The organism is Mycobacterium sp. 5-140-3-2, assembly GCF_035666375.1.
GTDB lineage: Bacteria > Actinomycetota > Actinomycetes > Mycobacteriales > Mycobacteriaceae > Mycobacterium > Mycobacterium intracellulare.
The window spans coordinates 5,434,109-5,453,723 of record NZ_CP142025.1 but is presented as its reverse complement, the minus strand read 5'-3'; the positions used below and the strand labels follow the sequence as shown (position 1 = coordinate 5,453,723).

General features: G+C 70.3%; 16 protein-coding genes. 7 read left to right on the top strand and 9 right to left on the bottom strand.

The features are described 5' to 3' along the window. Positions 1 to 70 precede the first annotated feature (70 nt). Both P6281_RS25585 and P6281_RS25580 read left to right on the top strand, forming a co-directional pair. Positions 71 to 1,045: an oxygenase MpaB family protein gene (locus P6281_RS25585; protein ID WP_050989431.1), complete on the top strand. Its 975-nt coding sequence runs from the start codon at positions 71 to 73 to the stop codon at positions 1,043 to 1,045. Between the two features lie 146 nt (positions 1,046 to 1,191). Beyond that, on the top strand, positions 1,192 to 1,956 hold the full coding sequence (locus tag P6281_RS25580) for an SDR family oxidoreductase (protein ID WP_008262286.1): 765 nt from the start codon (positions 1,192 to 1,194) through the stop codon (positions 1,954 to 1,956). A gap of 83 nt (positions 1,957 to 2,039) precedes the next feature. Here P6281_RS25580 and P6281_RS25575 read toward each other — a convergent pair whose 3' ends face one another. Continuing rightward, a complete protein-coding gene (locus P6281_RS25575) occupies positions 2,040 to 2,783 on the bottom strand; it encodes a cutinase family protein (protein WP_036429697.1) in 744 nt (247 codons plus the stop codon). Positions 2,784 to 3,082: 299 nt separating this feature from the next. Between P6281_RS25575 and P6281_RS25570 the strand changes: the two genes are divergently transcribed. Next, complete coding sequence (locus P6281_RS25570) at positions 3,083 to 3,988, top strand: SDR family NAD(P)-dependent oxidoreductase (protein ID WP_008262282.1); 906 nt, start codon at positions 3,083 to 3,085, stop codon at positions 3,986 to 3,988. Then, complete coding sequence (locus P6281_RS25565; protein ID WP_036429856.1) at positions 3,978 to 5,549, top strand: AMP-binding protein; 1,572 nt, start codon at positions 3,978 to 3,980, stop codon at positions 5,547 to 5,549. The genes P6281_RS25570 and P6281_RS25565 overlap by 11 nt, the downstream gene beginning before the upstream one ends. A 63-nt stretch (positions 5,550 to 5,612) precedes the next feature. Here P6281_RS25565 and P6281_RS25560 read toward each other — a convergent pair whose 3' ends face one another. Both P6281_RS25560 and P6281_RS25555 read right to left on the bottom strand, forming a co-directional pair. Further along, on the bottom strand, positions 5,613 to 10,445 hold the full coding sequence (locus tag P6281_RS25560; protein ID WP_014712562.1) for a cation-translocating P-type ATPase: 4,833 nt from the start codon (positions 10,443 to 10,445) through the stop codon (positions 5,613 to 5,615). Positions 10,446 to 10,616: 171 nt separating this feature from the next. Beyond that, positions 10,617 to 11,570: a sigma-70 family RNA polymerase sigma factor gene (locus tag P6281_RS25555; protein ID WP_008262277.1), complete on the bottom strand. Its 954-nt coding sequence runs from the start codon at positions 11,568 to 11,570 to the stop codon at positions 10,617 to 10,619. A 156-nt stretch (positions 11,571 to 11,726) separates the two neighbouring features. Between P6281_RS25555 and P6281_RS25550 the strand changes: the two genes are divergently transcribed. Further along, positions 11,727 to 12,494, top strand: coding sequence for an SDR family oxidoreductase (locus tag P6281_RS25550; RefSeq protein ID WP_008262275.1), 768 nt, complete (start codon positions 11,727 to 11,729; stop codon positions 12,492 to 12,494). A gap of 29 nt (positions 12,495 to 12,523) precedes the next feature. After that, positions 12,524 to 13,258: a DUF899 domain-containing protein gene (locus P6281_RS25545; protein WP_008262270.1), complete on the top strand. Its 735-nt coding sequence runs from the start codon at positions 12,524 to 12,526 to the stop codon at positions 13,256 to 13,258. 93 nt (positions 13,259 to 13,351) lie between these two features. Here the strand turns inward: P6281_RS25545 and P6281_RS25540 are convergent, their stop codons facing one another. After that, positions 13,352 to 13,573, bottom strand: coding sequence for a hypothetical protein (locus P6281_RS25540; protein ID WP_009957137.1), 222 nt, complete (start codon positions 13,571 to 13,573; stop codon positions 13,352 to 13,354). 43 nt (positions 13,574 to 13,616) lie between these two features. After that, entirely contained in the window at positions 13,617 to 13,997 is a 381-nt protein-coding gene (locus P6281_RS25535; protein WP_008262266.1) for a nuclear transport factor 2 family protein, read from the bottom strand. A gap of 74 nt (positions 13,998 to 14,071) precedes the next feature. On the opposite strand from P6281_RS25535, the gene P6281_RS25530 reads away from it, so the two are divergent. Then, positions 14,072 to 14,569: an SRPBCC family protein gene (locus tag P6281_RS25530; RefSeq protein WP_008262210.1), complete on the top strand. Its 498-nt coding sequence runs from the start codon at positions 14,072 to 14,074 to the stop codon at positions 14,567 to 14,569. Here the strand turns inward: P6281_RS25530 and P6281_RS25525 are convergent. Genes P6281_RS25525 through P6281_RS25510 form a run of 4 tightly spaced genes read right to left on the bottom strand, consistent with a single transcriptional unit; the run spans position 14,547 to position 19,615 of the window. After that, positions 14,547 to 15,689: an NDMA-dependent alcohol dehydrogenase gene (locus tag P6281_RS25525; protein ID WP_008262201.1), complete on the bottom strand. Its 1,143-nt coding sequence runs from the start codon at positions 15,687 to 15,689 to the stop codon at positions 14,547 to 14,549. The two genes, P6281_RS25530 and P6281_RS25525, sit on opposite strands and share 23 nt — an antisense overlap. A gap of 14 nt (positions 15,690 to 15,703) precedes the next feature. After that, positions 15,704 to 17,233, bottom strand: coding sequence for an AMP-binding protein (locus P6281_RS25520; RefSeq protein ID WP_009957132.1), 1,530 nt, complete (start codon positions 17,231 to 17,233; stop codon positions 15,704 to 15,706). After that, a complete protein-coding gene (locus tag P6281_RS25515) occupies positions 17,218 to 18,000 on the bottom strand; it encodes an SDR family NAD(P)-dependent oxidoreductase (protein WP_009957131.1) in 783 nt (260 codons plus the stop codon). The genes P6281_RS25520 and P6281_RS25515 overlap by 16 nt, the downstream gene beginning before the upstream one ends. Next, complete coding sequence (locus P6281_RS25510; RefSeq protein WP_014712561.1) at positions 17,993 to 19,615, bottom strand: AMP-binding protein; 1,623 nt, start codon at positions 19,613 to 19,615, stop codon at positions 17,993 to 17,995. Before P6281_RS25510 ends, P6281_RS25515 begins: the two co-directional genes overlap by 8 nt.

Below are 19,615 nucleotides of genomic sequence, written 5' to 3'. Positions count from 1 at the left end.
ACAAAGATACGACTTTGTGTCACTGGTTCACAACGCGTGGCCGGCTCAGCGCGTGCATGAGGAGGTGGGCATGACCGCCCAGAACGACGAACTCGCCGCCCCGAGCGCGGGATCGCGTTTCGACAGCGGCGTGCGCGAGGCCGTGCCCATGCCCACCGACGGCCCCGACTGGTCGGCCACCGACGACACGTCACCGCGCCTGGGGCCCGATTCGTTGATCTGGAAGTTCTACGGAGACAACCGAACCCAGCTGTTCGGATTCCAGCGCACCGCCGGGGTCGAGAACTGCATCGAGCAGCTCGCGCAGGGCGTGCTGGACCACTCCGTGATCTTCAGCGACACGCTGGGCCGGGCCAAGCGGACCGCGCCTCCGCTGATGAACACGGTCTACTCCGAGGACCCCCACGAGTGGGGGCGAAAGGTGCGGGACTTCCACAAGACCATCAAGGGCACGATCAGCGACGGCTCGCGGTATCACGCGTTGAACCCGGAGCTGTTCTACTGGGCCCACGCCAGCTTCGTCGACCAGGTCATCTACAACACCGACACCTTCATCCGGCGGCTGTCACACGCCGAGAAGGAGCAGATCTTCAACGAGGGCAAGGTCTGGTACAGCCTCTACGGCGTCAGCGACCGCGGCCAGCCGCAGACCTACGACGACTTCGTGGCCTACTGGGACGAGATGCTGGACCGGTTCGTCCCGCACAAGACCGTGCTGTACGGCACCGGCTACATCCGCAAGGGCATCCCGGGCCCGCGCTGGATGCCCAAGCCGATCTGGAACGTGGTGTCGGCTCCGCTGAACGCCTATACCCGGCTGGTCGTCGTCGGAACGCTGCCGCCGCAGATGCGCGAGGTGTGCCAGCTGCACTGGGATGCCAAGAAGGAGAAGCGATTCCAGCGCTTCGCCGGGGTCATCCGGGCGCTCAACCCGCTGATCAACCGACTCCCCGTCAAGGCGCTCTACACCCCTTGGGCGGCCCGGGCGTGGGCCCGCGCCGGCGTCGACCCGCGGAAGTTGCACAACCGGGCCGCCGCGGCATAATCCCGCCTCCGGCGGCCCGCCCTCCCAGGGTGCCGGCCGTGACATCGCGCGGGTGGATAGGGCATCGTGGTTAGCCGGCTTCCCAACGGGGCATTCCGCTGCGTCGGTCGGGTGTGCCGGTCGAGCGAATCCGAAGGAGAACCGCGATGCAAATGACGGGCAATACGGTTCTGGTCACCGGCGGTGGTAGCGGAATCGGCCGCGGTCTGGCCGAATCTTTTCACCGGCTGGGCAACCAGGTGATCATCGCCGCCCGACGCAGCGACCAGCTACGGGCCGTCGCAGAGGCCAACCCGGGCATCCAAACCCTGTCGCTCGATCAGGGTGACGCCGCCGACATCCGGCGGTTCGCCACCGAGGTGACCGACCACTACCCGGACCTCAATGTGCTGATCAACAACGCCGGCATCCAGCGGGTCGAGGACCTCACCAGCGGCAATGTCGGCCTGGCCGAGCAGTCCGTCGCCATCAATCTGCTGGGCCCCATGCGGCTGACCGCGTCGTTGCTGCCGGCGCTGCTGCGCAAGTCGCACGCCACCATCCTCAACGTCACGTCGGGCCTGGCGTTCATGCCCAGCGCGCTTACCCCCACCTACTGCGCCTCCAAGGCGGCGCTGCACTCCTACACCGAATCGCTGCGCTTCCAGCTGCGCGACACCTCGGTCCAGGTGATCGAGATCATCCCGCCGCACGTGCGCACCGCCCTGCAGGGCGAGCGGGGATTCGATCCCAGGGCGATGCCGCTCGACGAGTACATCACCGAGACGATGACGCTGCTGCAGACGCAGCCACAGGCCAACGAGATCGTGGTGGAGCGCGTCAAGATGTTCCGCTACGCCGAGCGTGACGGCACCTACGACGACATCTATCCGCGGTTCAACGAGACGATCACCGCCATGTTCGGCAGCTAGCGCCGCCCCCTGTACGCCCGCGGGGCGCGGGCCGAGACCCCGTGTGACACAGGGCGATAAAACCCCGCCAGCGGGTTAGCCGCTCACTCTCCGAAACCGCCGTGCGGCGACGCGACCGACATCGCGCCGGGGCTACCCATGCCGAGGTGGCTGGAGGCGAAGGCGACGCCTTTGTCGATGATGGAGCCGTCGTCGGCGTAGGTGTTGTGGGCGGCGAAGTTCATGCCGTCGGAGCAGACGGGGTCTTCGGTGGCGCAGACTTTGAGGGTTTTGTCTTGGTAGGCGGGTCCGATGACGACGGGGGGTTCGCCGAGGAAGTTCATGGCGCGCACGTTGGGCATGCCGAAGAGCACGACTGAGGAGACGTGGTTGGCGACGTCGGGGGACAGGGGTTTGGGGACGGTGGCGGGGTCGATGCCTTCGGGGACGGCGGCGGAGGTGACAAAGCCCATGACGGCGGCGCCTTGGGAGTAGCCGCCGAGGACCATTTTGGTGTTGGGGCAGTCATGGGCCATGGAGACGACGTGGGCGCCGGCGTCGCGGATGCCGTCGATGCCGGTGTCCCATTGGTCGGTGGCGGGGTAGTTGACGGGGTAGACGTCGAAGGAGCGGTCGCCGACGCGTTGGTGCAGGGCGTCGACGAAGGCTTGGCCGGTGGGGCCGACGCCGGGTTCTTCGCCGGTGCCGCGGGCGAAGACCACTTGCACGTCGGGACATTGGGCCGCGGCGGTGGGGATGAGGGAACCGGAGACGGCCGAGGCGGCCATGCCCGACGCGGCGATAACTACTGCTGGACCAACGGAACGAACCATGTGACGCGCAAACATGCCGCCATTGTGCCCATTCGACACGCGGCCTAAACAAAGGAAACGCCGAAATTACCGTGTTCTCATAAAAGAACCGCCGCTGCTGCGGTCGGAGCGAGATCGGTTGTGCGCGGCGCTCATCCGGCATGAGCGCCCGGCACCTTGCGTCCCGCCCCTCACTGCGAGTGCCACCGGGTCGTCACGGCCGGGCCGAAGCGCGGACCCGGGCCGCAATGTGGTCTGCTACTTGTAGTTACGGGTCGGGACACGGTTGAGCAGCAGCCACGTCCCGGCCAGCGGCTCGAATGAATGCGGCAGCGATGTTGAACGCAGTAGCCCAGGCCCTCAACGCGGTCCTCACCGCGGCGGGCGACCACGTGGCAAATCCGGCGCGGGTGTCGGATCCCGACAAGCTGCGTGCCGCCACCTCCGGCAAGACCGCGTTGGTGACCGGCGCCTCCTACGGCATCGGCGAGGCGACCGCGCGCAGGCTGGCGGCCGCCGGCGCGACCGTGCTGGCGGTCGCCCGGTCCGAGGAGAGGCTCGGGGACCTGACGGCGTCGATCAACGCCGGCGGCGGGCACGCGGTCGCCTACCCGACCGACCTCACCGACGAATCCGCGGTGAGCGGCCTGGCCAAGCAGATCACCGAGGAGCACGGCCCGCTCGACATCGTGGTGAGCAACGCGGGCAAGTCGCTGCGCCGCTCGCTGCACCACCAGTACGACCGCCCGCACGACTTCCAGCGCACCATCGACATCAACTACCTGGGGCCCGTCCGGCTGCTGCTGGGACTCGTGCCCGCGATGCGCGACAACGGCAGCGGGCACATCGTGAACGTGTCCAGCGTCGGCGTGCGGGTGGCGCCGGGCCCGCAGTGGGGCGCCTATCAGGCATCGAAGGGGGCGTTCGACCGCTGGCTGCGCAGCGTGGCTCCGGAGCTGCACGCGGACGGCGTCGACGTCACGACCATCTACTTCGCGCTGGTCCGCACCCGCATGATCGCGCCCACGCCCCTCCTCGGCCGGTTCCCCGGCCTGTCACCGGATGACGCCGCCGACGTCATCGCGAAAGCTGTCATCGAGCGGCCCCGCACCCTGGAGCCGCCCTGGGTGCTGCCGGCCGAGTTTGCCTCGGTGCTGTTGGCCGGGCCGGCCGACCACGCCGCCCGGCTATGGCACCGCCGATTCCTCACCGATGCCGACGGGGGCGACCGTGACCACTGACCGCGTCGCCACCACCGCCGTCCGCGCCCTGGTGCACTCCGGCCTGCTCACCCCGCCGTCGCCGACGGCGGGCGTGCGGCTGCTTCGCGAGGCGCGCCGGGGCGGCACGAACCCCTACACGCTGCTGGCGGTCACGGCGGCCCGCTGGCCCGACCGCACGGCGATCGTCGACGACGACGGCGCCCTGAGCTACCGCGAACTGCAACGCGAAACCGAGTCCCTGGCGCGGCGGTTGGCCGCGGACGGGGTCGCGCCCGGCCGCGCGGTCGGGGTCATGTGCCGCAACGGGCGCGGCTTCGTCGCCGGTGTCTTCGCCGCCGCGCTGCTGGGCGCCGACGTCGTCCCGGTCAGTACGGAGTTCCGCAGCGACGCGCTGGCGGCCGCCGTGCAGGCCCACCGCATCTCAACGATGGTCGCCGACAACGAATTCGCCGAGCGGATACGGGCCGCCGACGACTCGGTCGCCACGGTCGACCCGGCCACGGTCACCGCCGAGGAGGGCGCCCGGCGGCCGCGGGTGGCCGCGCCCGGCCGTATCGTGCTGCTGACGTCGGGCACCACCGGCAAACCCAAAGGGGTGCCGCGCGCACCGCAGCTGCGCTCCGCCGTGGGGGTCTGGGTAACCATCCTTGACCGCACCCGGTTGCGTACCGGTTCGCGAATCTCGGTGGCAATGCCGATGTTTCACGGCCTGGGGCTCGGCATGCTGATGCTGACGATCGCCCTCGGCGGCACCGTGCTCACGCATCGCCAGTTCGACGCCGAGGCCGCGCTCGCCCAGGCGTCGCTGCACCGCGCCGACGCCTTCACCGCGGTGCCCGTCGTCCTCGCGCGCATCCTCGACCTGCCCGAGCGGGTTCGGGCGCGTAACCCGGTGCCGCACCTGCGCGTGGTGATGTCCAGCGGCGACCGCATGGATCCCACGCTGGGGCAGCGGTTCATGGACACCTACGGGGAGATCCTCTACAACGGCTACGGCTCCACCGAGGTCGGCATCGGATCCCTTGCGACGCCCGCGGACCTGCGCGAGGCCCCCGAAACCGTCGGGCGGCCGGTGGCGGGCTGCCCGGTGCGGATCCTCAACAAGAGCGACCGACCGGTGGGGCCGCGGGTGACCGGACGCATCTTCGTCGGCGGCGACCTGGCCGGCAAGGGCTACACCGAAGGCGCCGGGGAAGCCAAGGCCGTCGTCGACGGCATGACGAGCACCGGCGACATGGGCTACCTCGACAACGCCGGCCGCCTGTTCATCGTCGGCCGCGAAGACGACATGATCATCTCGGGCGGCGAGAACGTCTATCCGCGCGCGGTCGAAAACGCGCTCGCCCGCCACCCCGCCGTCGCCGACAACGTGGTGATCGGCGTCCCCGACGAGCGGTTCGGCCAACGGTTGGTGGCGTTCGTGGTGGCGCGGCCCGGCAGCGACATCGACGTGCCGGAGCTCCGGGAGTACTTGAAGAGCCGCGTCTCGCGCTTCGAACAACCCCGCGACATCAACGTCGTAGACCGCATCCCGCGCAACCCGACCGGCAAGGTGCTGCGCAGGGAGCTGTCCGGCTGAACAGGATCGTCCGGCTCCTTACTCGCGCCGCTCCACGGCGCTCGCCGTCGCCGGACCGCGCGATCACTCCTCGGCGGGCTCCAACGCGGCGACCTGCTTGGCCAGCCAGTTGGGCGCCAGCGCCGAGATCACGGTGGCGCCCGCGGTGGAACCCAGCACCCCCGACCAGGCGACCGGACCCAGGGGCGTGCAGCCGAAGAACTGGCTGAGCACCGGGGTCTGCACGATGCCGACCAGCACACCGGCGCTGCCCAGCGCGGTCGCGATCACCAGCGGGCTGTGCCGGCGGGTCAGCAGCGTCTGCGCCAGCTGCGTCGTCACCAGGGCGGTCAAACCCATTGTCGCCGTGCGGCGTTCGGTGCCCGGCGTCCAGCGCCCGATGGCCCAGGCCGCCGTCGCCCCGGCCGCGGTCACCGCGCCGCGGGTGACGATCTGGCGCATCAGCGGCGCGTCGAGGGAAGGCGTGGGCCCGGTCAGCACCGCGCGCCGGTGCTGCCGGCGCGCCTCCTCGGCCGCCTCGGGCGACGCGTACTCGGCTTCGTCGGGCTCGACGTATTGCGACGTGACCGCCACCGCGAGCGCGGGGAACATGTCGGTGAGCAGGTTGACCAGCAGCAGCTGGCGGGTGCCCACCGGTGCACGGCCGGCGCCGAAGGCGGTGCCGATGATGGTGAACAGCACTTCACCGACGTTGCCGCCGACCAGAATCGTCACGGCGTCCCGGACGCCCGCCCACATGCTGCGGCCCTCGACCAGGGCGTCCATCAGCACGCCCAGATCCTCGTCGGTCAAGACGATGTCCGCGGCGCCGCGGGCGGCCGACGAACCCCGCCCGCTCACCCCGATCCCCACGTCGGCCATCCGGATCGCCGCGGCGTCGTTGGCGCCGTCGCCGACCATCGCGGTCACCCGCCCGCAGCGCTGCAGCGCGGCCACGATCTGCACCTTCTGCTCCGGGCTGACGCGGGCGAAGACCTGCACGTCGGCGACCATCTTGGAGCACGCGTCCTCGTCGAGCCCGGCGAGTTCGGCGCCGGTGATCACCCGCGCGTCCGCGGGCAGGCCCAGCTGCCGGGCGATCGCCCGCGCGGTGATGGGGTGGTCGCCGGTGATCAGCACGACGTCGCGGTCGGCGTCGGTGAGCGCCTCGATCAACGGGCGCGCCGACGCCCGGGCGGTGTCCGCCAAGCCCACGTAGCCGAGCAGCTCGAGGTCCTCGGCCGCGGCGTCCACGGCGTCGGCGTCGGTGTCGTCGTCGTCGGTCTCGTGCTTCCAACCGCGCTGCGCCACCGCGAGCACCCGCAGGCCCTGTTCGGCGAGACCGCGGACGACGCCCTCGGCCCGTTCCTGGTCGGCCTGCGGGTCGGCGAACCGGCAGCGCGGCAGGATGACCTCGGGCGCGCCCTTGAGGATCAGCACCGGCGCGTCGGCGGGATGCCCGTTGGAGCTGCCCAGCGCGCCGATCGCGGCGGCGAAGCCGCGACTGGACTCGAAGGGCACCTCGGCGATCATCGTCCAGTCCGAATCGCCATGGCCGTTCAGCGAATTCGCGGCGGTGAGGATAGCCTCGTCGGTGGCGTGGGCATGGCCCTGGCCGTCCTGCGGCTGGGCGGACGCCCGCGCGGCGGCCCGCAGCAGCCCCGCCGATTGCGGATCGGTCAGTTGGGGCAGCGGGTCGTGCGGGTCGACCCCGACCGGCACGGCGCACACCACGCGTAGCCGGTTCTCGGTGAGCGTGCCGGTCTTGTCGAAACAGATGGTGTCGACGCGGCCCAGCGCTTCGATGGTGCGCGGCGCGCGGACCAGCGCGCCGCGGGCCGTCAGCCGCTGGGCGGCCGAGAGCTGGGAGAGGGTGGCCACCAGGGGCAGCCCCTCCGGCACGGCGGCCACCGCGATCGCGACGCCGTCGGCCACCGCCTGGCGCAGCGGGGCGCGGCGCAGCAGCGCCAACGCCGACACCGTCGCACCTCCGGCCAGCGTCAGCGGCAGCACCTTGCTGGTGAGTTCCCGCAGCCGCGCCTGGATTCCGGCCGCCGTCTCGACGTCGGCGACCGCCGAAATCGCGCGGTGCGCGGCGGTCCCGACGCCGGTGGCCACCACGATCGCCCGGGCGTGGCCGGCCACGATGGTGCTGCCCTCGAAGAGCATGCTGGCCCGGTCGGGGTCGTTGACGGCGACGGGGTCCACCTGCTTGTCCACCGGCAGCGACTCGCCGGTGAGCAGGGACTCGTCGACCTCGAGGTCCTCGGCCACCAACAGGCGGGCGTCGGCCGGCACCACCTCGGGGGCGGCCAGATCGATGACGTCGCCGGGCCGCAGCGACTTCGCGGACACCGTCGCCGTGCGGGTGGCGTGCTTGGCCGCCTCGAGCCGGCGGCGCGTCGTTGCGACCGCGGGGACGACCACCCGGCGCACCATCTGGTCCTGCTCGGCGAACAGCTCGGCGGCCGCGGATTCGGCCCGCAGACGTTGCGCCCCACCGGTTATCGCGTTGACGGTCATGACTCCCGCGACCAGCAGCGCGTCGATGTTGCTGCCGACGATCGCCGACGCGGCCGCCCCGACGGCCAGGATCGGGGTCAGCGGATCGGCGAGCTCGGTCCGGGTCGCCGACGCCAGCCGGGCCATGTTGTGCAGCGGCTTGCGCAGGGGCGCCAGGCCCGGGCTGTAGGACAGGTCGTCGAGACGGCGCCGCCACGAGGGTTCGGTCTCGACGGCCAGCGGCCGCGCGCCGCCGGCGAGCCGCGAATAGACGATCTCGGGATCCAGTGCGTGCCAGGCGGTCAGCGGTTGGGGGGTCGGGTCGGGCAGCCGCAGCACCCGGGTGGCCGAGAACGTTCCGGCCACCAGGGCCGTGGCCGCCGCGGCGTTGACCGGGTTGAGCCAGCGCCGAAAGCTCACCGGGTTGGTGGTCTTCTCCTGCTCACCGGTGACCAGCAGCAGCCCGGCCAGCGTGGTGCCGCCCTGGGCCAGGTGCACCGCCGACTCGCTGGCCGATCGGGCCACCGGAATCGCCGAGAGGATCCGCACCGCGTCGGCCAGGTCGGTACCGGTGATGATGTCCGCGGTCCACGCCGTGGCGGCGCGCGGATCATCAAGCGCCACACCGACATCGGCGATCGCGAGCGCGGCCAGGGTGTCGGTCGACGCGAAGTCGCGGTGCAGCGCGGTGATCAGCAGCACCGGTCCGCGATCGGCCCGCAGCTCGCGGACCACGTTCAACAGCGGGGTGCCGGGCGGGTGCGTCGCGCCGACGCTGGCGGTCAGGTCTTCGGTCCCCGCGACGTGGCGGAGCACCACCCGCGCGCCGGTGCGGTGCGCGGTCTGGAACAGCGGGATCGCGTACGGGTCGACCTCCCAGCCCACGTCGACGCTCCCGACGCATTCGCCGTCGACGATCAGGTCGGCGCTTTCCAGGCCCTGCGCGGGCGTGGCCGAAGGCCCTTGATTGCGAACCCATTTCAGTCGTGCACCGGTCGCCGGCAACTCGTCCGGGTCGGGCTCGGGCGCCTGTTCGCCGTGCAGCAGGGCGTCGGCGACCTCGTAGACCCGGTCGTCGTCCCAGCCGGGCGCGTCGCCGCGGACCCGCAGGACCGCGCGATGGTCGCCGCGCAGGGCGGCGCCGTCGATGACGACCACCTTCACCCGATCCAGGCGGCGCAGCGCGCCCGGGTCGAGAACCAGCTGTCCGGAATTGGCGAGCCCGCGGCCCAAAATCGCCGCGAACGCCTGTCGGCCCATGTGCGCGGCCCGCGGCACCCCGGCTTCGATGGCCGCGGCCGCGTCGTCGGTGCCGCCGCCGGCCACCAGCGCGCTGACCGCGGCGATCAGCGAGCCGTTCGCCGCGGAATCGACGTAGCTCTCCACCGGCCCGGCCATCGAGCCCTTCGCCTTGTCCATCGCCGCGTCGATGGTTCCCCCGACCACGACGTGCGAAGCCTCGCCGGCCGCCGCGGCCGCCCAGCTGTGCCGGGGCACCTCCGACTTGGCGGACGAGATGACCGGGACCACCGGGGCCTGTGGCCGTTGCGGCGAGGCCAGGTGGGGTTCCCGGTCCCGCCACACCCGGCGGTGCGCCGCCGCCTCGGAGACCTGCAGGGTGCGCTGGGTCAGGTCGAGCATCGGCGTGCCGAACGATTGCGTCAGGCCATGGGCGGCGGCCGTCGTGGCGGCCAGCGCGATGTCGGTGCCCACCCGGCCCAGCCGCTCCTCGAGGATCGAGACCATGCGCGGTTGATGGTTGATGAGCGCGGCCGCGGCCCGGGTGGTCTGCGGCGCCGCGGGCAGCCGGGTCACCCATCCGGTCACCGCGGCGCCCATCGCGATCAGATCCAGTGCCGCCGCGGTGAGAGGCACCAGAATCGCCAGGGGGTTGCCCGGGTCGGCGAAGGGCGCGGACGGCGTCGCCGCCTCCGACTTCGACCAGGTGATATCGGCGGCGATGGATGCGACGGTCGAGCGCACCTCGTCCAAGACGGCGTCGTGGTCCGCGCCGTCGGACAGTTCAACCACCAACCGGCCCAACGCACCCTCGACGTGCGCCTCGGCCACGCCCGGGATTCGGCGCACCGGCTCCTCGACGGCGGGCGCGTACTCGCCCCAGCGGGGGAACGGCAGCAACGGGTCCAGGTCCAGGTGCACGCGTTGCCCGCTGCGCCAGCGCACCGGCGGCGTGATCGGGGCGGCGGCGTTGTCGGTGGACGTGTCGGCACCGATTGCCCGGCCCGTGGTTTGAACCACCGATTGCAGGACGGGGCCCGCGAGCTCGGCGACCGGGCCGGCCAACGTCTGCAGCGCGCCGGCGGCCCCCGCCGCAGTCGACACGCCTGCCCGCACCACCTGCGCGGCTCCGCCGGCCACACCGGCGACGACGTCGGAAACGCCGGGAATCTTCACTCGTCACCCTTCAACTACGTCTCCCGCGCCTAATGATCCTGGCGTGTGAAGGACCTGTCCACACGTGGGGCGGGAAGGTAAACCGTCCGACGACATCGATGACGATGCGGGTCGATGCAGGTCGGGCTTCCCAAGATGGCAAGGGCTGCGATCACGTCCCTGGGACAAACATTACCGGGTTGAAGACAAACCAAACGCGCTGAACAAGTCGGGGTCGAGAAAGACGGTGATGCCGGCGATCCCGTCGCGACCGGGGGTCAAGACGTGGATCGAATGGGCCCGCAACACGTGATCGGCGGCGCGGCGGTACTCGGCGACGGCGGGTTGCGCGTTCGCGGCGGTCGGAACCATCGCGATGTCGCCGGGCTGCGCCACGGCACGCTCGGCAAGGAACTTCAGCACCGTGTCCCGGCCGGCGAACCACACTGGCAGGGGCGGCATTTCGAGTTTGACGTCCGCCTGCAGCAGCGCGGTCAGCGCCGCCATGTCCGCGTTTTCGAATGCCGCGCAATACCGGTCGAGCAGTTCGCGCCGCCGGGCGTTGCCCGGCTCGGCCATCTGTTCCTCGCTGGGGGACAGCTCGGCGAGGTGGGCCCGGGCGCGCTGTAGCGAACTGTTGACCGCGGCCGGCGTGGTCTCCAGAAGCTCGGCGACCTCGGCGGCGCTGAACTGCACGACGTCGCGCAGGATCAGCACCGCGCGCTGGCGCGCCGGAAGCTCCTGAAGGGCGGTCATCACGGCCAGCCGCACGCTCTGCTTCGCGGTGAAGTCCTCCTCGGGGCTCTTGAACATCATGTCGTCCGGGATGGGTTCGAGCCACGCGTGCGCGCCCGCCGCACCGAGGTCGGCGTCCGGGTCCATCGAGCCCTCGCCCAGCCCGGCCGGCAGCACGCGGCGGGCGCGGTTTTCCAGCGCGCGCAGACAGGCCGTCGTCGCGATCCGGTACAGCCAGGTCTTCAACGCCGCGCGTTCCTCGAAGGCCTGATAGCCCCGCCAGCCCCGCAGATACGTCTCCTGCACGAGGTCTTCGGCGTCGTGCACCGAGCCCAGCATGCGGTAGCAATGCGCGATCAGCTCGGCACGAAACGGCGCCGCCCGCTCGACGAACTCCTCCTGCGCCGGCAATGCCCTCTCCTCTCGGCCGCGTGGTGAACCTACTCCTGTAGAGACATCCGGCCGCCGAAATTCATCGGCCGGCAGCGATGAATTCGGCCGCCCCCCCGTATCTCAATCAGTGAAGTCGCGGCACGGCCGCAGTCCACGCGAGGAAGCGAGCACGACATGAACCAGACCCCAAACCCCGGCGCCGACGGGTTCGCCGGCAGCACCGCGATCGTGACCGGGGCCGGCCGCGGATTCGGCCGCGCGATCGCCACCGCGTTGGCGACCGCCGGCGCCGAGGTCGTCGGCGTCGCGCGCACCCGATCGCAGCTCGAGGAGGTGCGCGCCCAACTGGGCGTCACCTTCACCCCGGTGGTGGCCGACGCCGCCGATCCGGCGACGGCCGGCCGGCTCATCGACCGGCACCGGCCGCGCACCCTGGTGCTGTGCGCCGGGGCGGCGCCGCGGATGGCGCCGCTGCAGGATCAGACCTGGGAGTCGTTCAGCGACAACTGGAACTCCGACGTCGCGCAGGCGTTTCACTGGGTTCGTGACGCGCTGCGGCGCCCGCTGGCGCCGGGCAGCTCGGTGATCGTGATGTCCAGCGGCGCCGCCCTGGCCGGATCACCGCTGTCCGGTGGCTACGCGGGCGCCAAGGCGACCGTACGGTTCCTCGCCGGCTATGCCGCCCTCGAATCGCAACGCGCCGGGCTCGGGATCGGCTTCACCGCCGTGCTGCCGCGGTTGACCCCGGCCACCGGCCTCGGCGCGGCCGCCGTCGCCGCCTACGCCGAGCGCCAAGGCGTCGACGTCGACACCTTCTTACAGGCCGCCGGGCCCGCGCTCACCGCCGAACAGGTGGGCAAGTCGGTGCTCGAGATCGCCACCGCCGGCCCGGACCACGACGCCTACCTGCTCACCTCCGCCGGCCTCGCGCCGCTGACCTGAAAACACCCGAGTTCGAAAGGCGCACAGCGATGAACACACCCCCGATCGTGACGGCCCAGGAATGGGCGAGCGCGCATCGAGAGCTGCTGGAAGAGGAGAAGAAGCTCACCCGGGCCCGTGACGCGCTCGCGGCCCGGCGGCGCCGGATGCCCTGGATGGAGGTGGACTCCGACTACCGGTTCGAGGGACCCGAGGGCGCGGTCAACCTGGCGGGCCTGTTCGGCGGCAGGCGCCAACTCATCGTCTACCGCGCGTTCTACGGGCCCGACATCGACGGCTGGCCCGAGCGCGGCTGCCGGGGCTGCTCGATGATGGCCGACCACGTCGGCAACCTGGCCCACCTGAACGCCCGCGACACCACGCTGGTGTTCGCCTCACGCGCGCCGCAGGCCGACATCGCGCGCCTCAAGGAGCGGATGGACTGGAAGATGCCCTGGTACACGATCACCGACGGCTTCGACGCGGATTTCGGCGTGGACGAATGGCACGGCACCAACGCCTTCATCCGTGACGGCGATCGGGTGTTTCGCACCTACTTCATCAACAACCGCGGCGACGAGGCGCTGGGGACCACCTGGAGCTTCCTGGACATGACCGCGCTCGGACGCCAGGAAACCTGGGAGGATTCGCCGGAGGGCTATCCGCAGACCGCTCCCTACGAGTGGTGGGACTGGCACGACGCGTACGGCGAGCACGAGCCCTCACGCTGGTTCGGTGACCCCGACCCGAACAACCCCAACGACATCCGGCCGCCGAAGAGTTAAGTGGCACAGGCTGTTTGGCGCGGCCCGAAAACACGAATGCGCGGTAGCCGTCGAACGGTTACTCGCGCATTTGTTCCGCCGAGAATTCGTCGGCTATAAAATTCGGTGGTTCGCCCTGCCGACCTGGTAGCCGGTGGGGAACGATTTCTCGATGACCTGCAGTTGGTGATCCACCCGGGATTCGAGCTCGAGGACCACGCAGTCGCTGAGCGCCTTCGATTCGAGAACTATGTACCGCTGACCACAATCGGTGATCGGGTCGCCCGAGTGCAATTTCTCGACCGGCACCGACTCCGGAGTTCCATCTGCCTCCATCCATGACACGTTAGGTCAATTCCGCAAGCGAGGGAATAGACCGCTACGTGGCGGCGTCGGCCTGGCGCTGCTTGAAGAACACGCTGACGTGAACGATCAATCCGTCGTCGTCCCGCTCGAAGAGGATGCATTCGGGCCACGTGGTCGCGACGCCATCGATCTCGAACGTCTCGGACAGCTCGGCGTAGGAGGTTCGGGCGTCGACGTGCGAGATCCGCCGCACCTGCAACCGGTGGCCCTGCAGAGCGGTGCATACCTTGCGCAGGTAGGCGACGTAGTGCGCCTTGCCCTCGACGACGTCGCAGAACGGACCCTCCCGGGTCAGGCCGTCCTCGGCGAGGGTGCCGGCCAGTCCGTCCCAGTCGTGATCGGTCAGGCATTGCAGGTAACGCTCGACCGCTTGACCTTCCGCCGCGTCGCCCATCACGCCTCCGCTCCCGCGCTCCTGGCATTGCGCCGAGCGTAACGCTGCGGCGGAAAAACCGGCAGAATGTCGCCGTGGCGTTACATGCGCGGGCCCGGTCGCTGCTTTTCGTGCACGCCGACCGGACGCTGTCCGAGCGCGTGCCCGCGCCGCCCGATGCGGTGCGCGGCTTCTACGTGGACCTGGACAACATCAGGCTCGTGCACCCGCTGATCGTGTCAGTGGAAACGTTGTCCCGCGGCGAAACCCCGGAGGGCTACCAGCAGAGCTATCGGGTGGTCGATCGAATCCCCTTGGGGCCGCTGACCATCCGTACCGTCTATCACGCCCGGCTGCGAGTGCCGGCCGACGGCGACGTGCTGACGGAGGCCGCCCAGTCACCCGGGGTGCGGTTACGCGGCACGGTGAGTTTCGTGCCCGACGACGGCGGCACCCGGATCACCGAGCGCATCCGGATCTCCGCGCCGCGGCTCCTGGCCGGGGTGACCGTCCGCGGGGCGGTCAAGGCGCACGCCGAGATGCTGGCCGGCATCCGCAGGCACTTCGAAGTCACGCACCCGCGAAATCGATGACGCCGCGAATGTTGCGGCCCTCGCGCAGATCCACGAACGCCTCGTTGATCTGGTCGAGTTGGTAGTGGCGGGTGACCAACTCGTCGAGTTTCACCGCGCCCGCCTGGTACAACGACAGCAGCATCGGCACGCTGGTGCGCGGATTCATGCCGCCGTAGAGCGCGCCCCTGAGCTGTTTGGCCGACAGCGTCATCTCCTGCAGGACCAACGGGACCGGGGGTTCGGTGAACGGGGTGATGCCGGTGAGCACGCAGATCCCGCCTTTGCGAAGCAGCGCCATCGCCAACGGAAGCAGGTCCACGTGCACCACGCCGGGGCAGACGACGACGCGGTCGGCCATCAGGCCGGCGGTGATCTCCCTGACCAGAGGTATCGCGTCCTCGGCGGAGGCGGCGGTGTGCGTGGCGCCGAAGACCTTGGCCGAATCGCGCTTGGACTCAACAGGGTCCACCGCGACGACGTATTTGGCGCCCACGGCGCGCGCGCCTTGCAGGGCGTTCATCCCGACGCCGCCCGCGCCGATGACGACGACGGTGTCGCCGGGTTCGGTGCCCGCCGAGATCGTCGCGGACCCCCAGCCGGTGCTCACCCCGCACGACACCAGCGAGGCGGCATGGAACGGGATCGCGTCGTCGATCTTGATGACGGAGCGTTCCGATAGCACCGCGTATTCGGCGAACGTGCCGAGTTGCCCGTAGGCCAACAGGTTTTCGTCACCGAGGTGGCGCCGGCACGTGCCGTCGGTGGGCATCTCCCGCACGAACAGGCTTGCGCCGATGTCGCAGATGTAGCTCTGGCCGTTGACACAGAACCGGCAGCTGCCGCACGCGGGGATGAAGGAGAGCGCCACGTGGTCTCCCGGACGCACCGAGGTCACGCCGGGCCCGATTTCTTCAACGACGCCGGCTCCCTCGTGACCGCCGAGCAGCGGGAACCAGTCCGGCGCCGGCTGGCCGCTCGCGGCCAGCGCCTCGGGGGTCGGCACCACATCGCCGGTGAACAGATGATCGTCGGAGTGGCAGATCCCGGCAACGGCCATGCGCACCAGCACTTCACCGCCGCGGGGCGGATCCAGCTCGATCTCGCGGATCTCCCAGTCCTGGCCGACCCCGCGGATCACAGCGGCGCGACACTTCATTGCGACCTCCCTGATGTCTCATGGCATTCCCGCAGCGGCGCCAGGCGGGCCCGCAGTTCCCGCTTGAGCACCTTGCCGTAGCTGTTTTTTGGTAGCTCGTCGACGAATTCGTAGCGCTTGGGACGTTTGAACCGGGCGATGCGCGTCAGCAGGTGCACGTCGAGCGCCGCGGCGTCGACGGGATCGCCTGTGCCGACGACGAATGCGACCACCACCTCGCCCCACTCGGCGTCGGGGGCGCCGACCACGCACGCCTCCGCGACCGCGGGGTGCTCGAGCAGGACCTCCTCGACCTCGCGCGGGTAGATGTTGCTGCCGCCGCTGATGACGACGTCCTTCGATCGATCGCGCAGCGTGAGGAAACCGCGCGCGTCGAACGAGCCCATGTCGCCGGTGTACAGCCAGCCCTCTTTGAGCGTGGCGCGGGTGGCATCGGGGTTGCGCCAGTAGCCGGACATGACCGCGTCGCCGCGGCAGACGATCTCGCCGATCTCGTCGACGGGCGCCGGGTCGCCGCCGGCGCGCAGCACCGCGACGTCCATCCCGGACCGCGCATAGCCGACCGATCCCAGGATTGCGTCGTCGCCGGATTCGTGGTCGGCGCGGCGCAGCCCGGTGATGGTCATCGGTGACTCGCCCTGCCCGTAGATCTGGGCGAAGATCGGGCCGAACGCCGCAATCGCCTTGCGCAGGCTTTCGACATACATCGGGCCGCCGCCGTAGACGATCGACTTCAGGTTGGCCGGGCGGGCGCGGCCCGTGCCCACCAGGCGCTGCACCATCGTCGGGGCGAGAAACGCGCTGCCGCCGGGGTGATGCTCGCACAGATCGAGGAACTCGTCGGGGTCGAATGCGCCCGAGGCGGGCACCACCTGGCGGGCGGCGCGCAGCACGTACGGCAGGACGTAGAGCCCCGAGCCGTGCGACATGGGCGCCGCGTGCAGGAGGCTGCACCGTTCGTCCGGGTCGTCGATGTCGGCGAGGTGGGCCACGGTCATCGCGGTCAGGTTGCGGTGCGACAGCATCGCGCCCTTCGATCGGCCGGTGGTCCCGCTGGTGTAGAACAGCCAGGCGAGCGCCGACGGATCGGTGCGCGGCTTCGCCGACGGGGCGACGGTGACCCGCCGCGAGTAGTCCTGCGAGTCAAAGGTTTCCATCGGTGTCGTGGTGATCGGCGCCAGTTCGCCGGCAATCGCCGTGGAGGCGAACACCCGCGCCGCGCCCGCGTCGTCGAGGATCTCGGCCATCTCGCGCGGATGCAGCTTGTAGTTGATGGGGACGACGACGCACTCGGCGGCCCAGATCGCGAACATCAACTCGATGATCTCGGGACGGTTGTGGGTCGCGATCGCGAGGCGGGCGCCGGCGGCGTGCTGTTTTCGGATCGACGCGGCCAGGCGTAAGGCCCTGTCGCGCAGCTCGATCCAGGTGTACAGGCGCCGGGTGCCGTGATACATCGCGCCGCGGTGGGGGTGCCGGCTCGCGGCCTGCTCGAGCATCGCGAATAGGTTCACCGCTCCGTCCACCGCGAGGACAAGGCGAACTCCGACAGATACTTCGTCGAACTCCATCCGCCGTCGACCACGATCGTCTGGCCGTTGATGAAACTTCCGCCCGGCGAGCACAAGAACGCGACCGTGCTGGCGATGTCGTCGACGCGGCCCAACCGCGGGTGCGGCGTCATCTCGGTGTTGATCTTGCGGAATCGCTCGTCCTGCAAGCGCTTCTCGACCATCGGTGTGACCGTGACGCCAGGCGCGACGGCGTTGCAACGGATGCCGGACGCGCCGTACTGGCAGGCGATGTGGGTGGTCAGCGCGGTCAGCCCGCCCTTGGCCGCGGAGTAGGCCCCGCCCCGCAGGCCGCCGACGACCGCGAACGTCGATGTCACGTTGATGATCGCCGAGCCGGGTCCCATGTGGGGCAGCACGTCACGCGCGAGCCGAAACGGTGCCCGTAGCATCAAACCCAGGAAGTAGTCCAGGGTTTCGTCGTCGGTTTCGTGCAGCGGCTTGGGGCTGCCGACTCCGGCGTTGTTGATCAGGAAGTCGATGTGGCCCCATCGCTGCACGGCGAGGTCCACGATGCGTCGCGGCGCGTCGTCGTCGGTCAGGTCGACGGCAAGTGTGGCAACGCGATCCGGATCGCCGATGGCCGTGTGCAGTTCGGCCAGCCGGTCCTGGTCGCGGCCCGTGCCCAGGACCGCCATGCCCATCTCGGCGAGTTTGGTGGCGCAGCCCAGGCCGATGCCGCTGCTTGCGCCCGTGACGATTGCGACCTGCATCTCACCCATCCTTAGTCTCCACCCGCGTGAGCGCCGCCCGGATCCGATGCTTGAGCACCTTGCCCGCGTCGTTCTTCGGCAAGGCATCCCAGATCACGACCTGTTCTGGCGCCTTGAATTTGGCGACGCCCTTGCTCACCAGCAGCGCAAGCAAACTCGCGACGTCCGGGCGCTGCGCGCCCGCGGGGACGATCACCGCGCAGGCCCGCTCCCCGGTGCGCTCGTCGGGCAGCCCGACCACAGCGATCTCGGCGATGCCGGGATGGTCGGCGAGCAGGTCCTCGACCTCCTTGGCCGAGATGTTCTCGCCGCTGCGGATGATGACGTCCTTGGCCCGTCCCGTCACGACGAGGTACCGGTCTCCGGAACCGGTCGAGACCCAGCGCCCGAGATCCCCGGTGCGGAAAAACCCATCGACATCGAAGGAATCGTCTTCGGGATGGCGGTAGCCCAGCAGCATCTGCGGCCCGCGCAGGTAGATTTCGCCGTCACCGGCGGGTGCGGCACCGTGGGGGACGAGCTTGATCTCGGCGATGCCGGCCCTGCCGTCGGTATCCGCGGCGCTGTCGGCTTCGTCGGGCCGGGGCGCGCCGACGGTCGCGACGGGCACCTCGGTGCAGCCGTACACCCGGGTGACCACCGCGCGGTCGAAATAGTCGGCGGCGCGCCGGATCAGCGACGGCGATACCGACGCGCCGCCGCAGATGAACACCTTCAGGTCGGGCAGGCGGGTGCCGAGGTCTTCGGCGGCGGACAGCAGCTGCTGCAGAAACGGCGTGGCCCCCGCCATGTGGGTGCACCGTTCGGCGTTCATCAGCGCAACGGCCTGCGCCGGATCCCACCGGTCCATCAGCACCGCGGTGGTGCCCAGCAGCAGCGGGCATTCGAAGGCATAGATCGAGCCACCGATGTGGGCGACCGGCGACGGGACCAGGAACGTGTCGCCCGGCTCGATGTTCCAGTGCTCGCGGAGCTGGCGGATGAGCGCGTGCAGCGAATTGTGGGTGTGCAGGACGCCTTTCGGGCGGCTGGTGGTCCCCGAGGTGTACAGGATCATCCGCGCGGCGTCGGGATCGAGCGCCGGAAGCGTCGCGGGGTCCGGCGCATGGTCGAGCAGGTCCGGATAGGGGGTGTGCGGACCGGCGTGCCCAGTTTCGCGCAGCACCACGACCTCGGGCGCGTTGTCCATCGCGGCCGTCACCCGTTCGAGCATCGCCCCGTAGTCGTGGCCGCCGAATCGGTGCGGGACGAATAGCATTGCGGTGCCGGCGTCTTCGAGAATGAAGCGCAGGTCGCGGTCGCGCAGCGACGGAAGGATCGGGTTCACCACCATGCCGGCCAGCGTCGCGGCCAGATAGATGACGGCGGTCTCATGCCAGTTCGGCAGCATGAAGGACACGACGCTGCCGGTGGGCATGCGCGCCAGCATCGCCGCGGCCAGCGCGCCGGCCTGCGCGTGCAGTGTGGCGCAGTCCAGCCGAACATCCTTGTCCACCAACACCGTTCGGTGCGGCGACGTCTGCGCGGCCGCGCGCAGGGAATCGGCGAGCGTGGTGTGCACCCACAGTCCGCGCCGGTAGGCCTCTGACGCATGCGCCGCGTCGTGGCGGGCCCGGGCGAGCAA

Coding starts and splice junctions, on each gene's coding strand:
- P6281_RS25585 (WP_050989431.1), top strand. CDS start 71: ATGACCGCCCAGAACGACGAACTCGCCGCCCCGAGCGCGGGATCGCGT.
- P6281_RS25580 (WP_008262286.1), top strand. CDS start 1,192: ATGCAAATGACGGGCAATACGGTTCTGGTCACCGGCGGTGGTAGCGGA.
- P6281_RS25575 (WP_036429697.1), bottom strand. CDS start 2,783: ATGTTTGCGCGTCACATGGTTCGTTCCGTTGGTCCAGCAGTAGTTATC.
- P6281_RS25570 (WP_008262282.1), top strand. CDS start 3,083: ATGTTGAACGCAGTAGCCCAGGCCCTCAACGCGGTCCTCACCGCGGCG.
- P6281_RS25550 (WP_008262275.1), top strand. CDS start 11,727: ATGAACCAGACCCCAAACCCCGGCGCCGACGGGTTCGCCGGCAGCACC.
- P6281_RS25545 (WP_008262270.1), top strand. CDS start 12,524: ATGAACACACCCCCGATCGTGACGGCCCAGGAATGGGCGAGCGCGCAT.
- P6281_RS25540 (WP_009957137.1), bottom strand. CDS start 13,573: ATGGAGGCAGATGGAACTCCGGAGTCGGTGCCGGTCGAGAAATTGCAC.
- P6281_RS25535 (WP_008262266.1), bottom strand. CDS start 13,997: ATGGGCGACGCGGCGGAAGGTCAAGCGGTCGAGCGTTACCTGCAATGC.
- P6281_RS25515 (WP_009957131.1), bottom strand. CDS start 18,000: ATGGGTGAGATGCAGGTCGCAATCGTCACGGGCGCAAGCAGCGGCATC.